This window comes from Streptomyces sp. AC550_RSS872 (assembly GCF_019049285.1).
GTDB lineage: Bacteria > Actinomycetota > Actinomycetes > Streptomycetales > Streptomycetaceae > Streptomyces.
This window is the reverse complement of sequence record NZ_JAGMUL010000060.1, coordinates 48,442-65,719: the sequence shown is the minus strand read 5'-3', so window position 1 is coordinate 65,719 and position 17,278 is coordinate 48,442. Positions and strand designations below refer to the sequence as shown.

Sequence of the window (17,278 nt, the reverse complement as noted above, 5' to 3'; positions counted from 1 at the left end):
CAGCATGGGGGCATGGCGAGGAGAGCGATGGGTGAGGGCCGTCCGGGCAGGGGCGGCGGTCCGGGCAGGGGTGGCGTGAAGGGGGCGCGTCGGCCCGAGGTGCGGTTGCCGCCGCTGGAGCCGTTCCGGGACGGGGGGTTGGAGCCTGACGGGGACTACGACGGGCTGGAGTTCCGGGAGGAGGACCTCACCGGACAGGACGGCGCGGGCGCCCGCTTCATGGACTGCGCGCTGACCGGGTGCGCGCTGGACGAGACGAGACTTCACCACGCCCGGATCCTCGACTCGGTCCTCACGGGTCTACGGGGCGTCGGCACCGACCTCGCCGAGTCGACGCTGCGGGATGTGGAGCTGGTGGACGCCCGGCTGGGCGGTGTGCAGTTGCACGGGGCCGTGCTGGAGCGGGTCGTGATCCGGGGCGGCAAGATCGACTATCTGAACCTGCGCAAGGCCAAGCTCAAGGACGTCGTCTTCGAGGGCTGCGTCCTGGTCGAGCCGGACTTCGGGGGCGCCCGGCTGGAGCGGGTGGAGTTCGTGGACTGTGCGCTGAAGGGAGTGGACCTCACCGGGGTGACGCTGGCCGAGGTGGACCTGCGGGGAGCGGCCGAGCTGGACATCGCGCGCGGGGTGGACCGGCTGTCGGGAGCGGTGATCAGCTCGGGCCAACTGCTGGATCTGGCACCGGTGTTGGCGGCGCAGTTGGGGATCCGGGTGGAGGACGGGGCGTAGTGCGAGGGCGACGGGGTGGCACGAGGGCGCCGGGGTGGCACGAAGGCAACGGGCTGGCACGAGGGCGACGGCGGCCGGGCGTAGGGGGCACTGGCCCGGATCCGGTATGATTGATCTTGAGCTGCTCGCCGGAACTCCCGGCGGCCGGTGCTGCGTTGGTGGTCCAAGGAAAGACGCCCCGCTTCCTGCGGGGAAATGCAGGTGCAAGGCCTGCCCGGCGCTCGGATCAGGAGCCTCGTCCCACGTTCGCGGGATGGGGCTCCTTCGCTTTGTCCGGCGGGCCCCCGCCAGGCCTACGACACCCTGGGGTACTGGGCCTGGAGCGTCCAGATCGCCGGGTTCTCGCCCAGGTCCTCGTGCAGGTCGATCAGGTCGGCGAGCAGGTCGTGCAGGAAGTCGCGCGCCTCGCGGCGCAGTTCGCTGTGCGAGAAGGTCAGCGGGGCCTCCTCCGCCGGCATCCAGTCCGCCTCGATGTCCACCCAGCCGAAGCGGCGCTCGAAGAGCATGCGGTCCGTGGACTCGGTGAAGTCCAGCTCCGCGTGCTGGGGGCGGGAGGCGCGGGAGCCCGCCGGGTCCTGGTCGAGCCGCTCGGCGATGTCGCACAGGGCCCAGGCGAAGTCGAGCACCGGCACCCATCCCCAGGCTGTGGACAACTCCCGGTCCGCCTTGGTGTCGGCGAGGTAGACGTCACCGCAGAACAGGTCGTGCCGCAGGGCACGGACGTCAGCGCGACGGTAGTCCGTCTGCGGAGGGTCCGGGAAGCGGGTGGAGAGGGCGTAGCCGATGTCGAGCACGCAGGTGATGGTGTCACGCCCGAGCTCGTAGGATCACTGGCGTGTCCCGTTTCGCGCCCGTTGCCCTGACCGTCGCCTCTGCCCTGCTCGTCCTCACCGCGTGCGGCGGCGTCCAGGGCACCCCCGGTGGCTCCGGCGTGCGCGACCCGTACTTCCCCAAGGCCGGCAACGGCGGCTACGACGTCACCCACTACGCCCTCGACCTCGCCTACGACCCCGACGACGGCCACCTCAGCGGCACCGCCGAGATCACCGCACGCGCCGACAAGGACCTCTCCGCCTTCGACCTCGATCTCCAGGGCATGGACGTCGAGCGGGTCACGGTGGAGGGCGAGCAGGCCCGCTGGAGCCGTAACGGCCAGGAGCTCGTCGTCCGCCCGCACGACGACCTCGACCGCGGCGAGACCTTCCGGCTCACCGTCCGCTACTCCGGCACCCCGCAGACCGTCACCGACCCCGACGGCTCCGAGGAGGGCTGGCTGCCCACCGCCGACGGCGCGCTCGCCCTCGGGGAGCCGACGGGATCCATGGCGTGGTTCCCCGGCAACCACCACCCCTCCGACAAGGCGTCGTACGACATCTCGGTCACCGTCCCGGACGACCTCGAGGTCGTCTCCAACGGCGAGTTGGCCGACCGGACCAGCGACGACGGCCGTACGACGTTCCACTGGCGCGCCGCCGAACCCATGGCGAGTCATGTCGCCGCGCTCGCGATCGGCGACTACGACATCCGTCGCTCCACCGTCTCCGCCGCCGGCAACAGCAAGCTGCCCGTCTACACCGCGGTGACCCCCGGCCAGGACGAGGCCAGCCGTGACGTCCTCGCCGAGCTGCCGGAGATCATCGAGTGGGCCGAGACCAACTTCGGCCCCTACCCCTTCGCCTCCACCGGCGCGATCGTCGCCGAGGAGGGCGACGCCGCCTACGCCCTGGAGACTCAGAACCGGCCCGTCTTCCCCGGCGCCCCCGACACCGACCTGCTCGTCCACGAGCTCGCCCACCAGTGGTTCGGCAACTCCGTGACGCCAAAGAGCTGGCGGGACATGTGGCTGAACGAGGGCTTCGCGACGTACGCGGAGTGGCTGTGGGAGGAGGACCACGGTGGCGACAGCGCGCAGGAGACCTTCGACGCGCTGTACGACCACGGCGAGGACGACCACGAGGACCTCTGGTCCTTCCCGCCGGCCAAGCCCACGAGTGCCGCGCACATCTCCGACAACCCCGTGTACCAGCGCGGCGCGATGGTCATCCACAAGATCCGCCAGACCGTCGGCGACGACACCTTCTACGACATCGTCCAGGGCTGGGCGGCCGACCACCGGCACGGCAACGCGGACACCGGCGACTTCACCGCGTACGTGGAGGAGAAGGCGCCGGACGAGGAGTTCACCTCCGTCTGGGAGGACTGGCTGTACGGGGACGGCAAACCCGACCACCCGTGACGGCGGTCCGCCTTTCAGGCCGGCCGATCGAGGTCCCGTCGCATCGCCGCACGCGCCGCCCAGATCGCCTCGGCGTGCTTGAGCCGTCGCTCCTGCAACTCCGGTGAGTCCAGTGGCGGATCACCGGCGGCGAACACCTCCTGGAGGTCCCGCAAGGTCGCGTAGACGTCCTCCAGCAGGTCGGACATCTCCTGCGGTGCGCAGATCAGGGCGGTCTCCCGGGCCTCGTCACAGCCCGACGCCCGGAACGCCTCCCGTACGGCAGCCTCCCGCACCGCGCCGCCCTGATCGCGTCCGGTGACGGCGGCCGCGTGCATGGCCTCGTAGGCCAGCCGGTACTTCGTCAGGACGGTCACATAGATGTCCCGGCGTTCCTGCCGGGTCCGGTCGGCCTGCTCGCGGCGCCAGCGGGTCCGGTCCGCGAGCAGGGTCGAGCCGACGCCGACGAGCGCGCCGAGGGCTGTGCCGGCCAAGGGCGTCCAGTCCATGACGGTTCAGGCGCCGTCGGTGCCGGGGGCGGCGGCGGGGGGTGCGGTCGGGGTGGTGAGCTGCTTGCGCAGGACCGTGCAGGCGCGGTCGAGCCGGCGGTCTCGTCCGTAGCCGAGGGTCTCGTATCCGAGGGCGGTCCAGAAGTCGAGGGCCTTGGGGTTGTTGTCGAGGACGGCGAGGCGTACGGCGGTGCGGCCTGACGTGCGGAAACGGTCCTCGACGAGGGAGGCCAGCCGCCTGCCGAACCCCTGGCCGTGGGCCGTCGCGTCCACCATCAGCAGGCCGATCCACGGATCCGGGTCGACGGGGTCGGGGTGGCGGGCCAGGGTGACGGCGATGCCGACCAGCCGGCCCTCGCTGCGTGCCAGCAGGACCTCCGCCCCGGGGACCAGAAACTCGTCCGCCAGCGCGGCGGCCACCTGCTCCGGCCGGATGTCGTCCGGGTCCGGGAATTCGCCGCTGAGCGCGTGGAAGTCGCGATTGGAGGCGTAGAGGGCGGTGAGTTCGGTGAGGAGAGGGGCCGGGATGTCGTGGTCGGGGGCGAGGACGAGCGAGTCGAGAATCACTCGGGCAACCTATCGAAGCCCCAGGTGGTGTCTTGAAAGTCCCGCACAGCACCCCCAGGACCCACAGCACCCACGGCGCCCGGCGGGCACGGGCGCCGCACGGGACTTCAAAGCACCCCCTGGAACGCCGAAACCCCCAGCCGAAGCCAGGGGTTCCAGCACAGCTCGGCGTCCGTCAGACGTTCACGCCGAAGTCCTGCGCGATGCCCACGAGGCCCGAGGCGTAGCCCTGGCCGACGGCGCGGAACTTCCACTCGGCGCCGTTGCGGTAGAGCTCGCCGAAGACCATGGCGGTCTCGGTGGCCGCGTCCTCGGAGAGGTCGTAGCGGGCGATCTCGGCGCCGCCGGCCTGGTTGACGATGCGGATGTAGGCGTTGCGCACCTGGCCGAAGTTCTGCGAGCGGTTCTCCGCGTCGTAGATCGAGACCGGGAAGACGATCTTGTCGACGTCTGCCGGGAGACCGGCCAGGTTGACGTTGATCGCCTCGTCGTCGCCCGCGCCCTCGCCGGTGCGGTTGTCACCGGTGTGGACGATGGTGCTGTCCGGGGTCTGCTTGTTGTTGAAGAAGACGAAGTGGGCGTCCGAGTAGACCTTGCCCGTGGGGTTGACCGCGATCGCCGAGGCGTCGAGGTCGAAGTCCGTGCCGGTGGTGGTGCGGACGTCCCAGCCGAGGCCCACGGTGACGGCGGTCAGGCCCGGAGCCTCCTTGGTGAGCGAGACGTTGCCACCCTTGGACAGGCTTACAGCCATTGTTGGGAGTCCCTTCCCTCGTTGCGGTACGGCTAGAAGCTACAGCTACCTCTATGAACGCGAAGAGGGGTACCCCAAGTTCCATGTGTCTTTACTTTCTTTGCCAAAGAGCACTCTCAGGGGACTCCGGGGGAGCGGAGCCGGGGATATTCGCGTGACGTGGACCGGACAGAGGCGGGAACATGGACGGCATGTCTGGTCCCTACGTCATCCGTGGCTCCGTCTCCCTTCCCGAGGCCGAGCTCATGTGGCGTTTCTCGCGGTCGAGCGGCCCGGGCGGCCAGCACGTCAACACCAGTGACTCCCAGGTCGAGCTGCGTTTCGACCTCGCGGGCACGGAGGCGCTGCCCGAGGTGTGGAAGCAGCGGGCGCTCCAGCGGCTGGCGTCCCGCCTCGTCGACGGCGTCGTCTCCGTCCGCGCCTCCGAGCACCGCTCCCAGTGGCGCAACCGCGAGACCGCCGCCGTACGCCTCGCGGCGCTCCTCGCCGAGGCGACGGCCCCGCCGCCGAAGCCGCGCAAGCCGACCCGTATCCCTCGCGGGATCAACGAGCGCCGCCTGAGGGAGAAGAAGCAGCGCTCGGACACCAAGCGGGGTCGGTCCGGGCAGGGCTGGAGGTAGGGCCGCCGCTGGGGGCGGCTGGAACGTGCCCTGATGTTTGCGTTCGTACGGGACCGGATCACCGTGATCGACATCGTGACGGATCCCACACGACTGTCCCGGCTCCAGGTCAGGCCGGCGGCGCGGGCCCTCCGGCCTCGACCCCCTACCCGCCCACCCCGTCCAGCTCCAGCACCCCCACCGTCTCGCCCTCGCTGGTCTCCCCGTCGGGGCGGAAGCCGAGACGGTGGTAGAAGGCCTCGGGGCCGTTCGGGCCGGGATGCCAGGTGACGTAGAGCCGGCTGCCGCCGCGGCGGCGGATCTCCGCGGACACGGAGTCGACCGCGAAGCGGCCGTAGCCGCGGCCCTGTTCCCCGGCGGCGATGTTCAGGCGCCACAGGCCTGAACGGAAGAGGGTGCCGTCGCCGTGCCAGTCGATGTCGAAGAAGGCCATCAGGAACCCGACCGGGCGGTCGCCGTCGACGATCAGGCGGGGCCAGGCGACGCCGTCGGGATGGACGTATGCCTCGGCGAGGGACTGCATCACCGGGGAGACCGCGAATTCCTGGTCGGGGCGGACTCGTATGCCGGTTGCCGCTTCGAAGTTTCCGGGTGTGATCTTTTCGAGGCGCGGGGTGGGAGGCGTCTGAGGTGTCGGAGTCGATGTCACCGGGGGAACCTATGACGGATGATCACCGGCGGCCACGGATTTTCGTCCCTGTGTTCCTGCCTGTGTTCCTGCCTGCGTTCCGGGGCGCCTGATCCGTGATCTTCACCCCAACTGCCGGTACCGCCCCCGGAAATACGTCAACGGCCCCCCGTCCGAGCTCGGCAGCGAGGCCGACAGGACGCGGCCGATCACCAGGGTGTGGTCGCCGGCCGTGACGCGTTGCTCGGTGCGGCACTCCAGGGTGGCCAGGGCGCCGCCCACCAGCGGGGCGCCGGTCTCCAGACCGCGGACGTACGGAATGTCGGCGAACAGCAGGCGGTCGCTGACGCGGCCCTTCATGGCGAAGCGGCCCGCGATATGGCGCTGGCTCTCGGTGAGGACCGACACCGCCCACAGGGGCTGCTCGGCGAGCAGGTCGTCCATCCGGGACCCCTCACGCAGGCTGACCAGCACCAATGGCGGATCCAGGGACACCGACATGAACGCGGTGGCGGTCATGCCGACGTCCTCGCCGGCCGGCGCGTGCGGGTCGTCCGGGTCCAGCGGTGGCTCCAGCGCGGTCACCAGGACCACACCCGCGGCCAACCGCGACATGGCGGCACGGAACTCGTCGTTGCTCACTCCCTCAGCATGCCCAAAGGCGCTGCGGGCGGCGGGGAGGACGGTGGTCGCGGGCGGCGCGGGCGACGGGAGCGGGGAAGTGTTCGGCACGCCGAAAACGCTAATGTCGGTCCCCGGCACCCGACATCGGGCCTTCGCCCGAGAAGGGTCCTAGGACTACCGACGGACAGCGGCCGAGCCCCGTTCAGAACCGTTTCGTGCCGTCTCCACACGCACACAGAGTTTGCGTTCAGTAAACGCACAGGAAAAACGCGGAAACACCGCTCAATTGTTCACGTTTACCTGTGACTTGAGTCACAAGGGCCATTAATTGTTGACCCTGTGTACCGAGTGAGCAGCGCGCTGTGATTCAGTGGCGGTGAACCGAGCAAGGAAGATACGCCGAAGAGCACCCTTGATTCGCTGCGAGGTCTCGGGGGGAGGGCGAGCATGGAGACCGAGTCGGAGCCGTATGTCCGCCTTGCGACCCTGCGGCAACTGCACCAGGTCATGGCTGACATGAACACGGCCCGCAGCCTGGCGGACACGCTGCAAACGGTCGCCGACGGCGTCGTCACCGGCCTCGGCTATGAGCTCGCCTGCGTCAACCTCGTACGCCCCGACGGAGATCTCGTCGTCGCCGCCTTCGCCGGCAACCCCGCCGCCGAGGCCCTGATCACCGGCCGCGTCGGCTCGCGCGACTCCTGGGATCGCCGGCTGAGCATGGGCCGGCACTGGGGCGACCTGGTCTTCATCCCGCACACCGAGGGCTGGGTCCTCGACGACGACGACGTCCCGCAGTGGTACACCGACGGCCCCGCGCCGCGCTTCGAGGACGAGTGGCACCCGAGCGACCGGCTCTTCGCGCCGATGTACACGCCCGGCGTGCAGGGCGGCGCGTGCGGCGAGCTGATCGGCGTCCTGTCCGTGGACCGGCCGCGCAACGGCAGGCTCCCGGGCGCATGGGGGCGCGAGGCGCTCCAGATGTACGCGTTCCAGGCCGCCATCGCGATCAGCAACGCACGTCTACGCGCGAATATGCAGCGGGCGCTGGTCCGGCTCGAACGCGAGCAGCAGGCCCTGCGCGCAAGTGAGGAAAGCTTCAGGCAGGCCTTCGAGTACGCCCCGTCCGGCATGGCCATCGCCGAGATGGGCGGCGACCAGCACGGCCGGATCCTGCGCACCAACGACGCCCTGTGCCGCCTGCTGGGCCGCCCCGCCTCCGCGATGCGCCGCTACGCCTTCTCCGACCTCGTCCACCCCGAGGACATCGGCACCCTGCTGCGGACGTCCGCCGAGGGCGGCCGGGCGGAGCTCAGGCTCGGGCGCCGGGACGGTACGTACGTCTGGGTCAGCCTGCGCAACAGCGTGGTCGCCGACGCCGCCGACGGCCCCCGCTTCCTGCTCACCCATGTCGAGGACATCGAGGAGCGCAAGCGCCGCGAGCTCCAGCTCGCCCACCGCGCCTCCCACGACTCGCTCACCGGCCTGCCGAACTCCGCCGAGCTGCGGGCCCGTCTCTCCTCCCGGCTCTGCCAGCGCTCCTCGATCCCCCAGGCCCTCGACTCCGCCCGCGGCGGGACCCAGCTCGGCGCCCTGGAGCCGGTCGACGCGGCCTACGGCCACCCCGCCTACGACGCCAACGGCCACGGCTTCGACTTCCGGCCCGGCGCGGCGGCGTTCGACGCCTTCGACCACCACGTCCACACCGTGGCCCCGGCCGAGGGCGAGCGGGACGACGGAGCCAAGGGGCTCGCGGTGCTCTTCTGCGACCTCGACGGCTTCAAGTCGATCAACGACCGGTTCGGGCACAACGCGGGGGACGCGGTGCTCATCGAGGTCGCGCGCCGTCTCTCCCGCGGTGTCCGCGACGGCGACACCGTCGCCCGTCTCGGCGGCGACGAGTTCGTGATCCTCGCCGACGGGCTCGGCCGGGCCGACGCCCAGGACCTCGCCGTACGTCTGCGCAACGAGATCATCCAGCCCATCCGGGCCGAAGGGCGGGCCGTACGGGTCGGCGCCAGCTTCGGCATCGGGTGGGCGCACTGCGGGATGACCGCGGACGAAGTGTTGAAGTCCGCCGACGAGCGGATGTACGTAGAGAAACGATCTCGTCCCAAACAACACAGACGCGCCGGGTAACGCCCAGGTCAGTGAGCTGATGCGATCCGAGTCACCCGTTTGGGGCAGCAGGAGCGGGTAGGCTCGCCATTCTTCAGACCTATCGCATTCGCCCGCACCTGGTGAGGAGTACCACAGGGATGACGTCCGGCAACAACGGCGCGAACACGCCGCCCGAGGACGACGACCCGTTCGGCTACCTCTACGCCGACGGGCAGGCCAACGGAGCCCAGCCGCCCTCCGGTGGCGGTGGCTACGGCTATCCCGGGTCGGTCAACCGGGTGCGCTCGGTCGGCCAGCGTCAGTACGGCCAGCAGCAGCCGACGTCGGCCTACGGCCAGATACCGCAACAGCAGGGCGCCTACGGCCAGCCGAACGCCCACTACGCGGCGCCGGAGACGCACCCCGGCGGGGCACAGACCGTCCAGCAGCAGCCGTCGTACAGCGGCGGCAGCGGATCCGGGGGCGGCCGCGGTGGGGGTCCGAACACCAAGGGGCTGCTGATCGGCGCGGTCGCCGTGGTCGCGGCGGTCGTGATCGGGATCGGTGTCGCGATGCTGGGCGGGGACGACGATCCGGGCGACAAGGACAACCAGGCCGACTCGACCCCGACGCAGTCCCAGCAGAGCAGCGCGCCCAGCCCGTCGAACAGCAACAGCCAGGCGGCCAAGGACGACCTGCCGACGATCGACGCCAAGGCCCTGGCTCTCGCGGGCGGCGCCACCACGGCGTCCGACATCAAGGGCGCCAAGGCGGACGGCGGCGTCTATGTCACCGGCTTCAACGCGGTCGGCTCCTCGGTCACCTGGACGGTCAACGGCATCCCGAAGTCCGGCAAGTACACCGTCTACGTCGGCTACAGCGTCCCGGGCAAGGACCAGAACGCCACCCTTGCGGTCAACGGCACGCCGGCCAGTACCCCGGTCGACCTGAAGAACTGGGCGGACGGCCCCGCGGGCGACTACCAGAAGGGCTGGACGAAGACGTACAACTGGATCCAGCTCAACAAGGGCACCAACACGATCAAGGTGTCCTGTGAGCAGGGCAACCAGTGCGACGCCCTCATCGACCAGATGTGGCTGGTGAACGGCTGGGTCGACTCCTAGTCGGTCGGCCTCAGGCGGCGGTGACCTCCCCGGTCACCGCCACCCGCCCCAGCAGCTCCTCGTACGCCCCCCGGTCGACCTCGCCCGCCACCGGTGCCAGCACGCTCGCCGCGCTGAGCGCCGCGGCCCGGGCCAGCCGATCAGGCCACGGCAGACCCTCCACCAACCCCGCGAGCAGGCCCGCGACCGCCGCGTCGCCGGCGCCGGTCGGGTTGCCGTGGAGGCGGGTCGGCGGGGTGGCGCGCCAGCGGCCCTCGGGGGTCACCGCGAGCAGGCCCTCCGTGCCGAGGGAGGCGACCACCGCACGTGCCCCGCGTCGACGGGCGTCCTGCGTCGCCCGCGACGGCTCGTGGGAGCCGGTGAGCTCGGCCAGCTCGTCGGCGTTGGGCTTGATGATGTCCGGGCGGGCGGCGACGCCCCGGCGCAGTGCCTCGCCGCTGGTGTCCAGCAGCACCGGAACCTTCGCCGCGCGAGCGGCCCGCACCAGACCGGCATACGCGCCCACCGGCACTCCCGGCGGCAGGCTGCCGCACAGGGCCACCGCGGAGGCCGACGCGAGCAGGTCCTCGTATGCCTTCTGGAAGGCGGACCACTCGGCGGGGGTGACCGTCGGGCCGGGCTCGTTGAGCTGGGTCGTGTCGCCGGTGTGCTCGTCGACCACGGCGATCGTGCGCCGGGTCGCGCCCGCCACCGGGACCAGTGCGTCCACCACGCCGGGCGTCGCCGTGAGCCGCTCCTGTACGACACGGCCCGTCGCGCCGCCCGCGAAGCCGGTGACCGTCACCTCGTGCCCGAGGGCCGCCAGCACCCGGGCCACGTTCAGACCCTTGCCGCCGGGGCGTTCGGTCACCTCGGAGACCCGGTGGGAGGCGTGGGGCCGCAGTGCCCGTACGCGGTAGGTGATGTCGAGAGCGGTGTTCAGCGTGACCGTGAGGATCACCTGGGCCGGCCTCCCCCGAAGAAGTTCAGAATGCGAGCAGTACAGAACGCGTTCGCCGGCTGTCCGCCGGACGCTCCGCCTGGAGACATTGATCATGCCAAAAGGACGGCGGCCGCCCCAGTCTCCCAGGACAACCGCCGCCCCCAACAGCAGGACAGATCACCCCAGTTGCGGATCGACCACCCATTCGCCGCGGCGCATCACGCCCTTGAGATCGAAGTCCGCGTCCAGCACGAGCAGGTCGGCGTCCTTGCCGGGTTCCAGGGAGCCGATGCGGTCGTAGCGGCCGAGCAGCTTGGCCGGGTTGACGGACAGGGCCGCCACCGCGTCCTCGACCGGCAGCCGGTCGATCGTCACCGCCCGCTTGAAGGCGCGGTCCAGGGTGAGGGTGGACCCCGCGATCGAGCCGCCCTCGACGAGGCGGGCCACGCCGTCGGCGACCTCCACCTCCAGCGGGCCGAGCATGTAGCGGCCGTCGCCGAAGCCGGCCGCGTCCATGGCGTCCGTGATGAACGCGACCCGGTCCGCCCCCGCGTGACGGAACGCCAGCTCCAGGGCCGCCGGGTGCAGATGGGTGCCGTCGTTGATCAGCTCGACGGTCACCCGCTCGTCCTCCAGCAGGGCGGCGATCGGGCCCGGCTCGCGGTGGCCCAGCGGTGGCATCGCGTTGAACAGATGCGTGGCGACCGTCGCCCCCGCCTCGATCGCCTCCACCGTCTGCTCGTACGTCGCGTCCGTGTGCCCGATCGCCGCGATGACGCCGTGTTCGGTGAGGAGGCGTACGGAGTCGAGGCCGCCCGGCAGTTCGGTGGCGAGGGTGACCATCGCCGCGTGTCCGCGTGCCGCGTCGATCAGTTTGCGGACCTCCGCCGGGTCGGGGTCGCGCAGCAGCGCCTCGGAGTGCGCGCCCTTGCGGCACGGGGAGATGAAGGGGCCCTCGAAGTGGATGCCGGCGATGTCGCCCTGCTCGGCGAGTTCGCTGAGCAGGCCAGCGCGCCGGGTGAGGAAGTCCATGTCGCCGGTGACGGTGGAGGCGACGAGGGTGGTGGTGCCGTGGAGGCGGTGGGTGTGGATGCCGGTGACTACGTCGTCTGGCGTGCCTGATGTGAACGAAGCTCCACCGCCGCCGTGGTTGTGGATGTCTACGAATCCCGGCAGGAGCCAGTGGCCGGTGAGGTCGAGGCGGTAGGCGTTCTCTGGGGCTGTGCGGGCGATTCGAGGGCCGTCGATGATCACTTGGGCGTCTTTGACGGTTCCTGTGGGCATGACCGCGTTGGCGCCGGACAGGATCAGGGGCGCTTTGTCCGTTGCGGGCTGCGGGTGCGTTGTGGCTGGTCGCGCCCACGCGGCGTCAGTCGCATATTCAGCGCTGTCCCGCGCCCCTAGGTCGGCTGCCATTAGGGAGTTACCTCCGTACCGTCGGTGTTGTCGAGGAGATCCCAGGCCAGGAGGCCCGCGCCCAGGCATCCCGCCGTGTCGCCCAGCGCCGCAGGGACGATGGACGGCAGCTTCTGGAACGTCACCCGGCGCCGGACGGCGTCCCGCAGTGGTGTGAACAAGGTTTCCCCCGCCTCGGCGAGGCCGCCACCGATGATCAGGGTGCGGGGGTCCAGCAGGGTGAGGGCGGTGACCAGGCCGTCGGCGAGGGCGTCCACGGCCTGCTGCCAGACTCGTACGGCGTTCGGGTCACCGGACGCGACGGCCTTGGCGCAGTCGGCCGCGTCCGCTTCCGGGTCCCCGCAGGCGGCGGCCCACGCCTCGCTCACCGCCGCCGCGGACGCGAACCGTTCCAGGCAGCCGCGCTGCCCGCACGGACAGGGGGTGCCGCCGGGCCGTACGACGATGTGGCCGATCTCGCCCGCGAAGCCGTGTGCGCCCGACTCCACCCGGCCGTCGATGCCGATGGCGCCGGCGATGCCGGTGCCGAGCGGCACGAAGAGGAAGCGGTCGGCGCCCTGGCCCGCGCCGATCCGGCCCTCCGCGAGACCGCCGGTGCGCACGTCGTGGCCGAGGGCGACGGGGATGCCGCCGAGCCGGTCGGACAGCAGCTGCCGCAGGGGTACGTCCCGCCAGCCGAGGTTGGCCGCGTAGGCGGCGATGCCCTGGGCCTCGTCGACGATGCCGGGGACCGCGACACCGACGGCGGCCGCGGGCTCGCCGAAGCGCTGTTCGCCGTACGCGCGCAGCTCGGCGGCGAATTCGAGGATGCCCTCGACGACCGCGTCCGGCCCGCGCTCGCGCCCGGTCGGGCGGCGGACCTGATGGAGGAGGGGGGTCGTGGGGGTCTGCGGCGGCAGCCGCTGATCGATGCCACCCCCACGAGGCACAGTGCCGCTCGCCCCTGCCAGGGCGGCCTTCATCCCGGTGCCGCCCACATCGAGGGCGATGACATGTCTCACGGGGACAGTGTGGCTCGCCCACCCGCGAGAGGTCTAGTCCACTTACGTGGTGTAGACCTTATGGAGGCAATATGTATGACGTTTCGAAAGTTTCGGATGATGGGTGTGGGGCGGTTCTGCGTGCAGCGGCGTAGGCGTACGGGGACGATCGCGGCGGGGTCCGTGCTGGGGCTGGTGGCGACTCTGGGCGGCTGTGGGCTGACCGGTGATTCGGGCGAGGTGACGCTGAAACTGGTCGCCGCCGACTACGGCGACAGCGAGGCGAACAGCTCCCAGAAGTACTGGGACAAGCTCGTCGAGGAGTTCGAGGAGGAACACGCGGGCGTGCGGGTCGACGTCACGGTGTACTCCTGGAACGACGTCGACGCCAAGGTCAAGGAGATGGTCGACGCCGGGCACGCGCCGGACATGGCGCAGATCGGCGCGTACGCCGACTACGCGGCGCAGGACCTTCTCTACGAGGCCGACGATCTCCTCTCCATCCCGGTCCAGGCCGACCTCGTCGCGCAGCTCGCGGACGCGGGGCAGGTGAACGGCGTGCAGTACGGCATCCCCTTCGCCTCCTCCACGCGTCTGCTCTTCTACAACAAGACCCTCTTCCAGAAGGCCGGCCTCACCCCGCCGACCACCTGGCAGGAGCTGGCCGCCGACGCCGAGGCGCTCAAGGCGGAGGGCGTGAAGTACCCGTACGCGCTGCCGCTCGGGGCCGAGGAGGCGCAGGCCGAGACCATGCAGTGGCTGCTCAGCGGTGGAGGTGGGTACACCGATGCCGAGCTCGGCACGTACAGCATCGACTCCACGGAGAACGTCGCCACCTTCAACTGGCTGAAGAACAACCTCGTCGGCAAGGGGCTCACCGGGCCGGTCGCGCCCGGTCGGCTCAACCGGGCCGACGCGTTCTCCGCCTTCGCGGCGGGCGATGTCGGCATGCTCAACGGTCACCCTTCCCTGATGCAGATGGCCGCGAAGAAGGGCGTGAAGTTCGGCATGGTGCCGATGCCCGGGCGGGAGGGGCCGACCAAGGTCTCCATGGGTGTCGCCGACTGGATGACGGCCTTCAAGCAGAACGGCCATGCGGAGCAGGTGGGCGACTTCCTCGACTTCGTATACGACAAGGAGAACGTCCTCGACTTCTCCCGGGAGTACGACCTGCTGCCCGTCACGAACTCCGCGTCGACGGTGATGAGCGGGGCTCCTCAGGACGCCGACCTCAAGCCCTTCCTGGAGCAGCTGTCGCTGTCCGAGCTGTATCCGGTGGGGCGGACTTCCTGGGCCGCGGTCAGTGCGGGTGTCAAGAAGCGGATTGGTGGGGCGGTCGCTTCAGGGGGGAGTCCGTCGGCGATTCTTGGGCGGTTGCAGGCGGCGGCTTCGCGGGCGGAGAGTGCGGAGTAGTTGTCGGTTCGGGGGTGTCAGTGGTGGGGGCTACTGTGCGGCGCATGAGTCAGGATCCCGAGCCCGAGCCCGAGCCCGACGCCCTCGCCGAGCGTGAGCGGGCCGTTCTCGCTCTGGAGCGCCGGGGGTTCTCGGGGCCCGGGGCGAAGGAGCGGGCGATCCGTGAGGAGCTGGGGCTGGCGCCGGTTCGCTACTACCAGCTGCTGAACGCCCTGCTGGATGACCCGCGGGCCCTCGCCCACGACCCCGTGACGGTGAACCGGTTGCGGCGGCTACGGGAGACGCGCCGCGGCGAACGCTGACGGACGATTTTCGCCCCCGCCGCCCCTACCCGTCCCGTCCCTGGGGGCTGCGCCCCCAGCCCCCCGCTGTCGGCCCTCCGGGCCTCGTCCTCAAACGCCGGACGGGCTGAGATATCCAGGCCCGGCGTAGCCCGCTGCGGGTGGGTGGGGGTTCGGGGCGGTGGTGGCCTTGTCTTCGAACGCCGGGCGGGCTGAAAGATGCACGCCGGGTGGTAAATCCAGCCCCTCCGGCGTTTGAGGAGCGGGGTCTGGGGCGGAGCCCCAGGAGGATGGGACGGGTAGGGGCGGCGGGGGCGAAGGTCGGGACGGTGCTCGTGGTCATGGAGACTTCTCCGGGGGGTCCGGCGCGTCGAGGCATCGGGCGATGCCGGTTGCGCAGGTCTGGCGGAGGCGGAGCGCTTCGGTGTCCGTCCCGTCCGTGACGGTCAGGGAGAAGCCGCGGGCGAGGGCGGGGCCCAGTTCGCCGAGGGGGCGCCAGTGCAGGTGCAGTCCGTGGGCCTCGGGAGCCGAACAGAGCAGGGCGTCGTCGTGGCTGAGTACGTGCGCCGCCGCGGCGGCCACGGTCGGCGCGACCGCCAGCTGTGACGGGCGTAGGCCCACCGCGTCGCGCAGGCGGGTGAGGCGGTCCCGGATGTGCGGTACGTCGTCCTCCGGCTGGAGCCACACGCGTCGGGGCCGCCGGTCGCGGTCGGACCGGCCGGGGCGCAGGGTGTCCAGGTAGATCGGTCCGCCGCCCGGGTCGTGGGCGACCGCCAGGCCCAGCGGGACCGTCCAGGTCGCCTCGGTGGGCGCCACCACGAGCAGTGCCGCACGCACCTGGCGGGACGCCACGAGGTCGGCCCGCTCGGCCGGTCCGGCGGGGAAGGGGTCGAGGAGGACCCCCTGCTCGTGCGCCTCCGCGATGAGGCGGGCCAGTGCGGCGGTCGGGCAGCCGGAGGGGACGGCCAGCCGCAGCGGACGGTGCCGAGCGGCCTCCGCCTCGTGCTCCAACCGGTCGGCGAGCCGCACGAGTTGCCGCGCAGTCGGCAGCAGGTCCCGGCCGAAGGGCGTCAGCGTCACCGCCCGCGCGGACCGGTCCAGCAGCCGGTCGCCCAGGCGTTGCTCCAGCGCGGCGATACGGCGGCTCACCACCGACTGGGCCGTACGGGCCGCCGCCGCGCCCACCGTGAAACTGCCGTGCTCGCTCACACTGACGAAGGCCCGGCACGCCGCGACAAGATCCACGCGCCCCACTATGCCAAAACAGCATGGAAGCGAGCGTTCGAGTCTTGGACCCCGGCCTCCTGATGGCCCGAGAGTGCCGGTGAACGGTCGCCGCTGCTCTGGGCCTTGCCCCTCGGGCGGGCAGGTGCCGTATGTCCCCTATGGTTCGGAGGTCCATCCCATGTCGTATTCGCCGCGCACTCGCCGGGGCGCCGCCTGGACGGTGGCCGGACTGCTCGCTCTCGCCGCGCTTCCGGCGTGCGGGAGTCAGGATTCCGGGGCGGGCGCCGGGTCGGGCTCACCTGCCGGCGCGGCGCGCTCCGCCTCGGCTGCGGCCGCCACGAAACCCACCTCCGGTGAGTTCCGGGCGCTGGAGCGGGAGTTCGACGCGCGGCTCGGTGTCTACGCCCTGGACACCGGCACGGGGCGGTCGGTCGGGTACCGGGTGAACGACCGGTTCGCGTACGCCTCCACGTTCAAGGCGCTGGCGGCGGGGGCCGTCCTCCGCAAGTTCGGGACGGACGGCATCGACAAGGTGGTCAGGTTCTCGCGCGACGACCTGGTCGAGAACTCGCCCGTCTCCGAGAACTTCGTCGAGACCGGCATGAGTCTGCGCGGGCTGTGCGCCGCGACCCTCTGGTACAGCGACAACACCGCGGTCAATCTCCTCCTCCGCGAACTCGGCGGCCCCGACGGCCTGGAGCGGGTGCTGGAGGATCTCGGCGACGACGTCACCGAGATGGACCGGTACGAGACGGACATGAGCGAAGGCAGGCCGGGCGACATCCGGGACACGAGCACCCCGCGCGCGATGGCGGGAAGCCTGCGGGCCTTCCTGCTCGGCGATGCCCTCAAGCGGGACGAACGCGAGCTTCTCCGGAGGTGGATGACGACGAACGTGACCGGCGGCACGCTGATCAAGGCGGGCGTCCCCGACGGCTGGGAGGTGGCCGACAAGAGCGGCACCGCCGGCTACGGGGGACGCAACAACATCGCCGTGCTGTGGCCGGACGACGGTGGCAATCCCGTCGTCATGGCGGTCATGTCCACCCGCGGCGAGAAGGACGCCGAGCGTCACGACGCCCTGATCGCCAAGGCGGCCACCGTGGCGGTCGAGGGCCTCGGACGTTGGCGGCCGTCCAGCGGCCCGAGGCAGTGACGGAGTAGGCAGTGAC

General features: G+C 71.1%; 18 protein-coding genes. 8 read left to right on the top strand and 10 right to left on the bottom strand.

Annotated elements, in window-relative coordinates; all coding sequences use genetic code 11:
* Positions 1-12 precede the first annotated feature (12 nt).
* On the top strand, positions 13-729 hold the full coding sequence (locus KUM44_RS24520) for a pentapeptide repeat-containing protein (RefSeq protein WP_217211110.1): 717 nt from the start codon (positions 13-15) through the stop codon (positions 727-729).
* Positions 730-1,022: 293 nt separating this feature from the next.
* On the opposite strand, the gene KUM44_RS24515 is transcribed toward KUM44_RS24520, so the two are convergent.
* Entirely contained in the window at positions 1,023-1,523 is a 501-nt protein-coding gene (locus KUM44_RS24515; protein ID WP_217211108.1) for a hypothetical protein, read from the bottom strand.
* A gap of 41 nt (positions 1,524-1,564) precedes the next feature.
* On the opposite strand from KUM44_RS24515, the gene KUM44_RS24510 reads away from it, so the two are divergent.
* Positions 1,565-2,965: a M1 family metallopeptidase gene (locus KUM44_RS24510; protein WP_217211106.1), complete on the top strand. Its 1,401-nt coding sequence runs from the start codon at positions 1,565-1,567 to the stop codon at positions 2,963-2,965.
* Between the two features lie 14 nt (positions 2,966-2,979).
* Here KUM44_RS24510 and KUM44_RS24505 read toward each other — a convergent pair whose 3' ends face one another.
* The 3 genes from KUM44_RS24505 to KUM44_RS24495 all read right to left on the bottom strand — a co-directional run bounded on the left by KUM44_RS24505 (position 2,980) and on the right by KUM44_RS24495 (position 4,771).
* A complete protein-coding gene (locus KUM44_RS24505; RefSeq protein ID WP_217211104.1) occupies positions 2,980-3,438 on the bottom strand; it encodes a hypothetical protein in 459 nt (152 codons plus the stop codon).
* Between the two features lie 21 nt (positions 3,439-3,459).
* Positions 3,460-4,020 (bottom strand): GNAT family N-acetyltransferase, encoded by a 561-nt coding sequence (locus KUM44_RS24500; protein ID WP_217211102.1) that lies wholly within the window; start codon positions 4,018-4,020, stop codon positions 3,460-3,462.
* A gap of 175 nt (positions 4,021-4,195) precedes the next feature.
* Entirely contained in the window at positions 4,196-4,771 is a 576-nt protein-coding gene (locus KUM44_RS24495; protein WP_030050335.1) for a TerD family protein, read from the bottom strand.
* A 182-nt stretch (positions 4,772-4,953) separates the two neighbouring features.
* On the opposite strand from KUM44_RS24495, the gene arfB reads away from it, so the two are divergent.
* A complete protein-coding gene (gene arfB, locus KUM44_RS24490; RefSeq protein WP_217211101.1) occupies positions 4,954-5,391 on the top strand; it encodes an alternative ribosome rescue aminoacyl-tRNA hydrolase ArfB in 438 nt (145 codons plus the stop codon).
* A 145-nt stretch (positions 5,392-5,536) separates the two neighbouring features.
* Here arfB and KUM44_RS24485 read toward each other — a convergent pair whose 3' ends face one another.
* Both KUM44_RS24485 and KUM44_RS24480 read right to left on the bottom strand, forming a co-directional pair.
* On the bottom strand, positions 5,537-6,040 hold the full coding sequence (locus KUM44_RS24485) for a GNAT family N-acetyltransferase (RefSeq protein WP_217211100.1): 504 nt from the start codon (positions 6,038-6,040) through the stop codon (positions 5,537-5,539).
* A gap of 102 nt (positions 6,041-6,142) precedes the next feature.
* Positions 6,143-6,751, bottom strand: a complete 609-nt coding sequence (locus tag KUM44_RS24480) for a flavin reductase family protein (protein WP_217211099.1) — start codon at positions 6,749-6,751, stop codon at positions 6,143-6,145.
* 339 nt (positions 6,752-7,090) lie between these two features.
* Between KUM44_RS24480 and cdgB the strand changes: the two genes are divergently transcribed.
* Positions 7,091-8,782 (top strand): diguanylate cyclase CdgB, encoded by a 1,692-nt coding sequence (cdgB, locus tag KUM44_RS24475; protein WP_217211095.1) that lies wholly within the window; start codon positions 7,091-7,093, stop codon positions 8,780-8,782.
* A gap of 119 nt (positions 8,783-8,901) precedes the next feature.
* Positions 8,902-9,867, top strand: coding sequence for a CBM35 domain-containing protein (locus tag KUM44_RS24470; protein WP_217211091.1), 966 nt, complete (start codon positions 8,902-8,904; stop codon positions 9,865-9,867).
* Between the two features lie 10 nt (positions 9,868-9,877).
* Here KUM44_RS24470 and KUM44_RS24465 read toward each other — a convergent pair whose 3' ends face one another.
* From KUM44_RS24465 to KUM44_RS24455, 3 genes are all read right to left on the bottom strand, one after another.
* Entirely contained in the window at positions 9,878-10,807 is a 930-nt protein-coding gene (locus KUM44_RS24465) for a 1-phosphofructokinase family hexose kinase (protein WP_217211090.1), read from the bottom strand.
* Positions 10,808-10,966: 159 nt separating this feature from the next.
* The gene (gene nagA, locus KUM44_RS24460) at positions 10,967-12,073 is read right to left on the bottom strand and encodes an N-acetylglucosamine-6-phosphate deacetylase (protein ID WP_254390033.1); all 1,107 of its coding nucleotides are present in this window, start codon (positions 12,071-12,073) and stop codon (positions 10,967-10,969) included.
* A 131-nt stretch (positions 12,074-12,204) separates the two neighbouring features.
* Positions 12,205-13,206 carry an ROK family protein gene (locus KUM44_RS24455; RefSeq protein WP_217211084.1) on the bottom strand — a complete coding sequence of 334 codons (1,002 nt, stop codon included), beginning with the start codon at positions 13,204-13,206 and terminating at the stop codon, positions 12,205-12,207.
* 99 nt (positions 13,207-13,305) lie between these two features.
* Here KUM44_RS24455 and KUM44_RS24450 point away from each other — a divergent pair, with 99 nt between their 5' ends.
* A complete protein-coding gene (locus KUM44_RS24450; protein ID WP_217211202.1) occupies positions 13,306-14,598 on the top strand; it encodes an ABC transporter substrate-binding protein in 1,293 nt (430 codons plus the stop codon).
* Positions 14,599-14,642: 44 nt separating this feature from the next.
* A complete protein-coding gene (locus KUM44_RS24445) occupies positions 14,643-14,900 on the top strand; it encodes a DUF3263 domain-containing protein (RefSeq protein ID WP_217211083.1) in 258 nt (85 codons plus the stop codon).
* Between the two features lie 318 nt (positions 14,901-15,218).
* Here KUM44_RS24445 and KUM44_RS24440 read toward each other — a convergent pair whose 3' ends face one another.
* A complete protein-coding gene (locus tag KUM44_RS24440; protein WP_217211082.1) occupies positions 15,219-16,124 on the bottom strand; it encodes a LysR family transcriptional regulator in 906 nt (301 codons plus the stop codon).
* A gap of 160 nt (positions 16,125-16,284) precedes the next feature.
* On the opposite strand from KUM44_RS24440, the gene bla reads away from it, so the two are divergent.
* Positions 16,285-17,262, top strand: coding sequence for a class A beta-lactamase (bla, locus tag KUM44_RS24435; protein ID WP_217211081.1), 978 nt, complete (start codon positions 16,285-16,287; stop codon positions 17,260-17,262).
* Positions 17,263-17,278: the final 16 nt, after the last annotated feature.

Excerpts from the sequence above, each read along its gene's own strand:
- KUM44_RS24520 (WP_217211110.1), top strand. The coding sequence starts at position 13 with ATGGCGAGGAGAGCGATGGGTGAGGGCCGTCCGGGCAGGGGCGGCGGT.
- KUM44_RS24495 (WP_030050335.1), bottom strand. The coding sequence starts at position 4,771 with ATGGCTGTAAGCCTGTCCAAGGGTGGCAACGTCTCGCTCACCAAGGAG.
- arfB (WP_217211101.1), top strand. The coding sequence starts at position 4,954 with ATGGACGGCATGTCTGGTCCCTACGTCATCCGTGGCTCCGTCTCCCTT.
- cdgB (WP_217211095.1), top strand. The coding sequence starts at position 7,091 with ATGGAGACCGAGTCGGAGCCGTATGTCCGCCTTGCGACCCTGCGGCAA.
- KUM44_RS24470 (WP_217211091.1), top strand. The coding sequence starts at position 8,902 with ATGACGTCCGGCAACAACGGCGCGAACACGCCGCCCGAGGACGACGAC.
- nagA (WP_254390033.1), bottom strand. The coding sequence starts at position 12,073 with ATGCCCACAGGAACCGTCAAAGACGCCCAAGTGATCATCGACGGCCCT.
- KUM44_RS24450 (WP_217211202.1), top strand. The coding sequence starts at position 13,306 with ATGGGTGTGGGGCGGTTCTGCGTGCAGCGGCGTAGGCGTACGGGGACG.
- KUM44_RS24445 (WP_217211083.1), top strand. The coding sequence starts at position 14,643 with ATGAGTCAGGATCCCGAGCCCGAGCCCGAGCCCGACGCCCTCGCCGAG.
- bla (WP_217211081.1), top strand. The coding sequence starts at position 16,285 with ATGTCGTATTCGCCGCGCACTCGCCGGGGCGCCGCCTGGACGGTGGCC.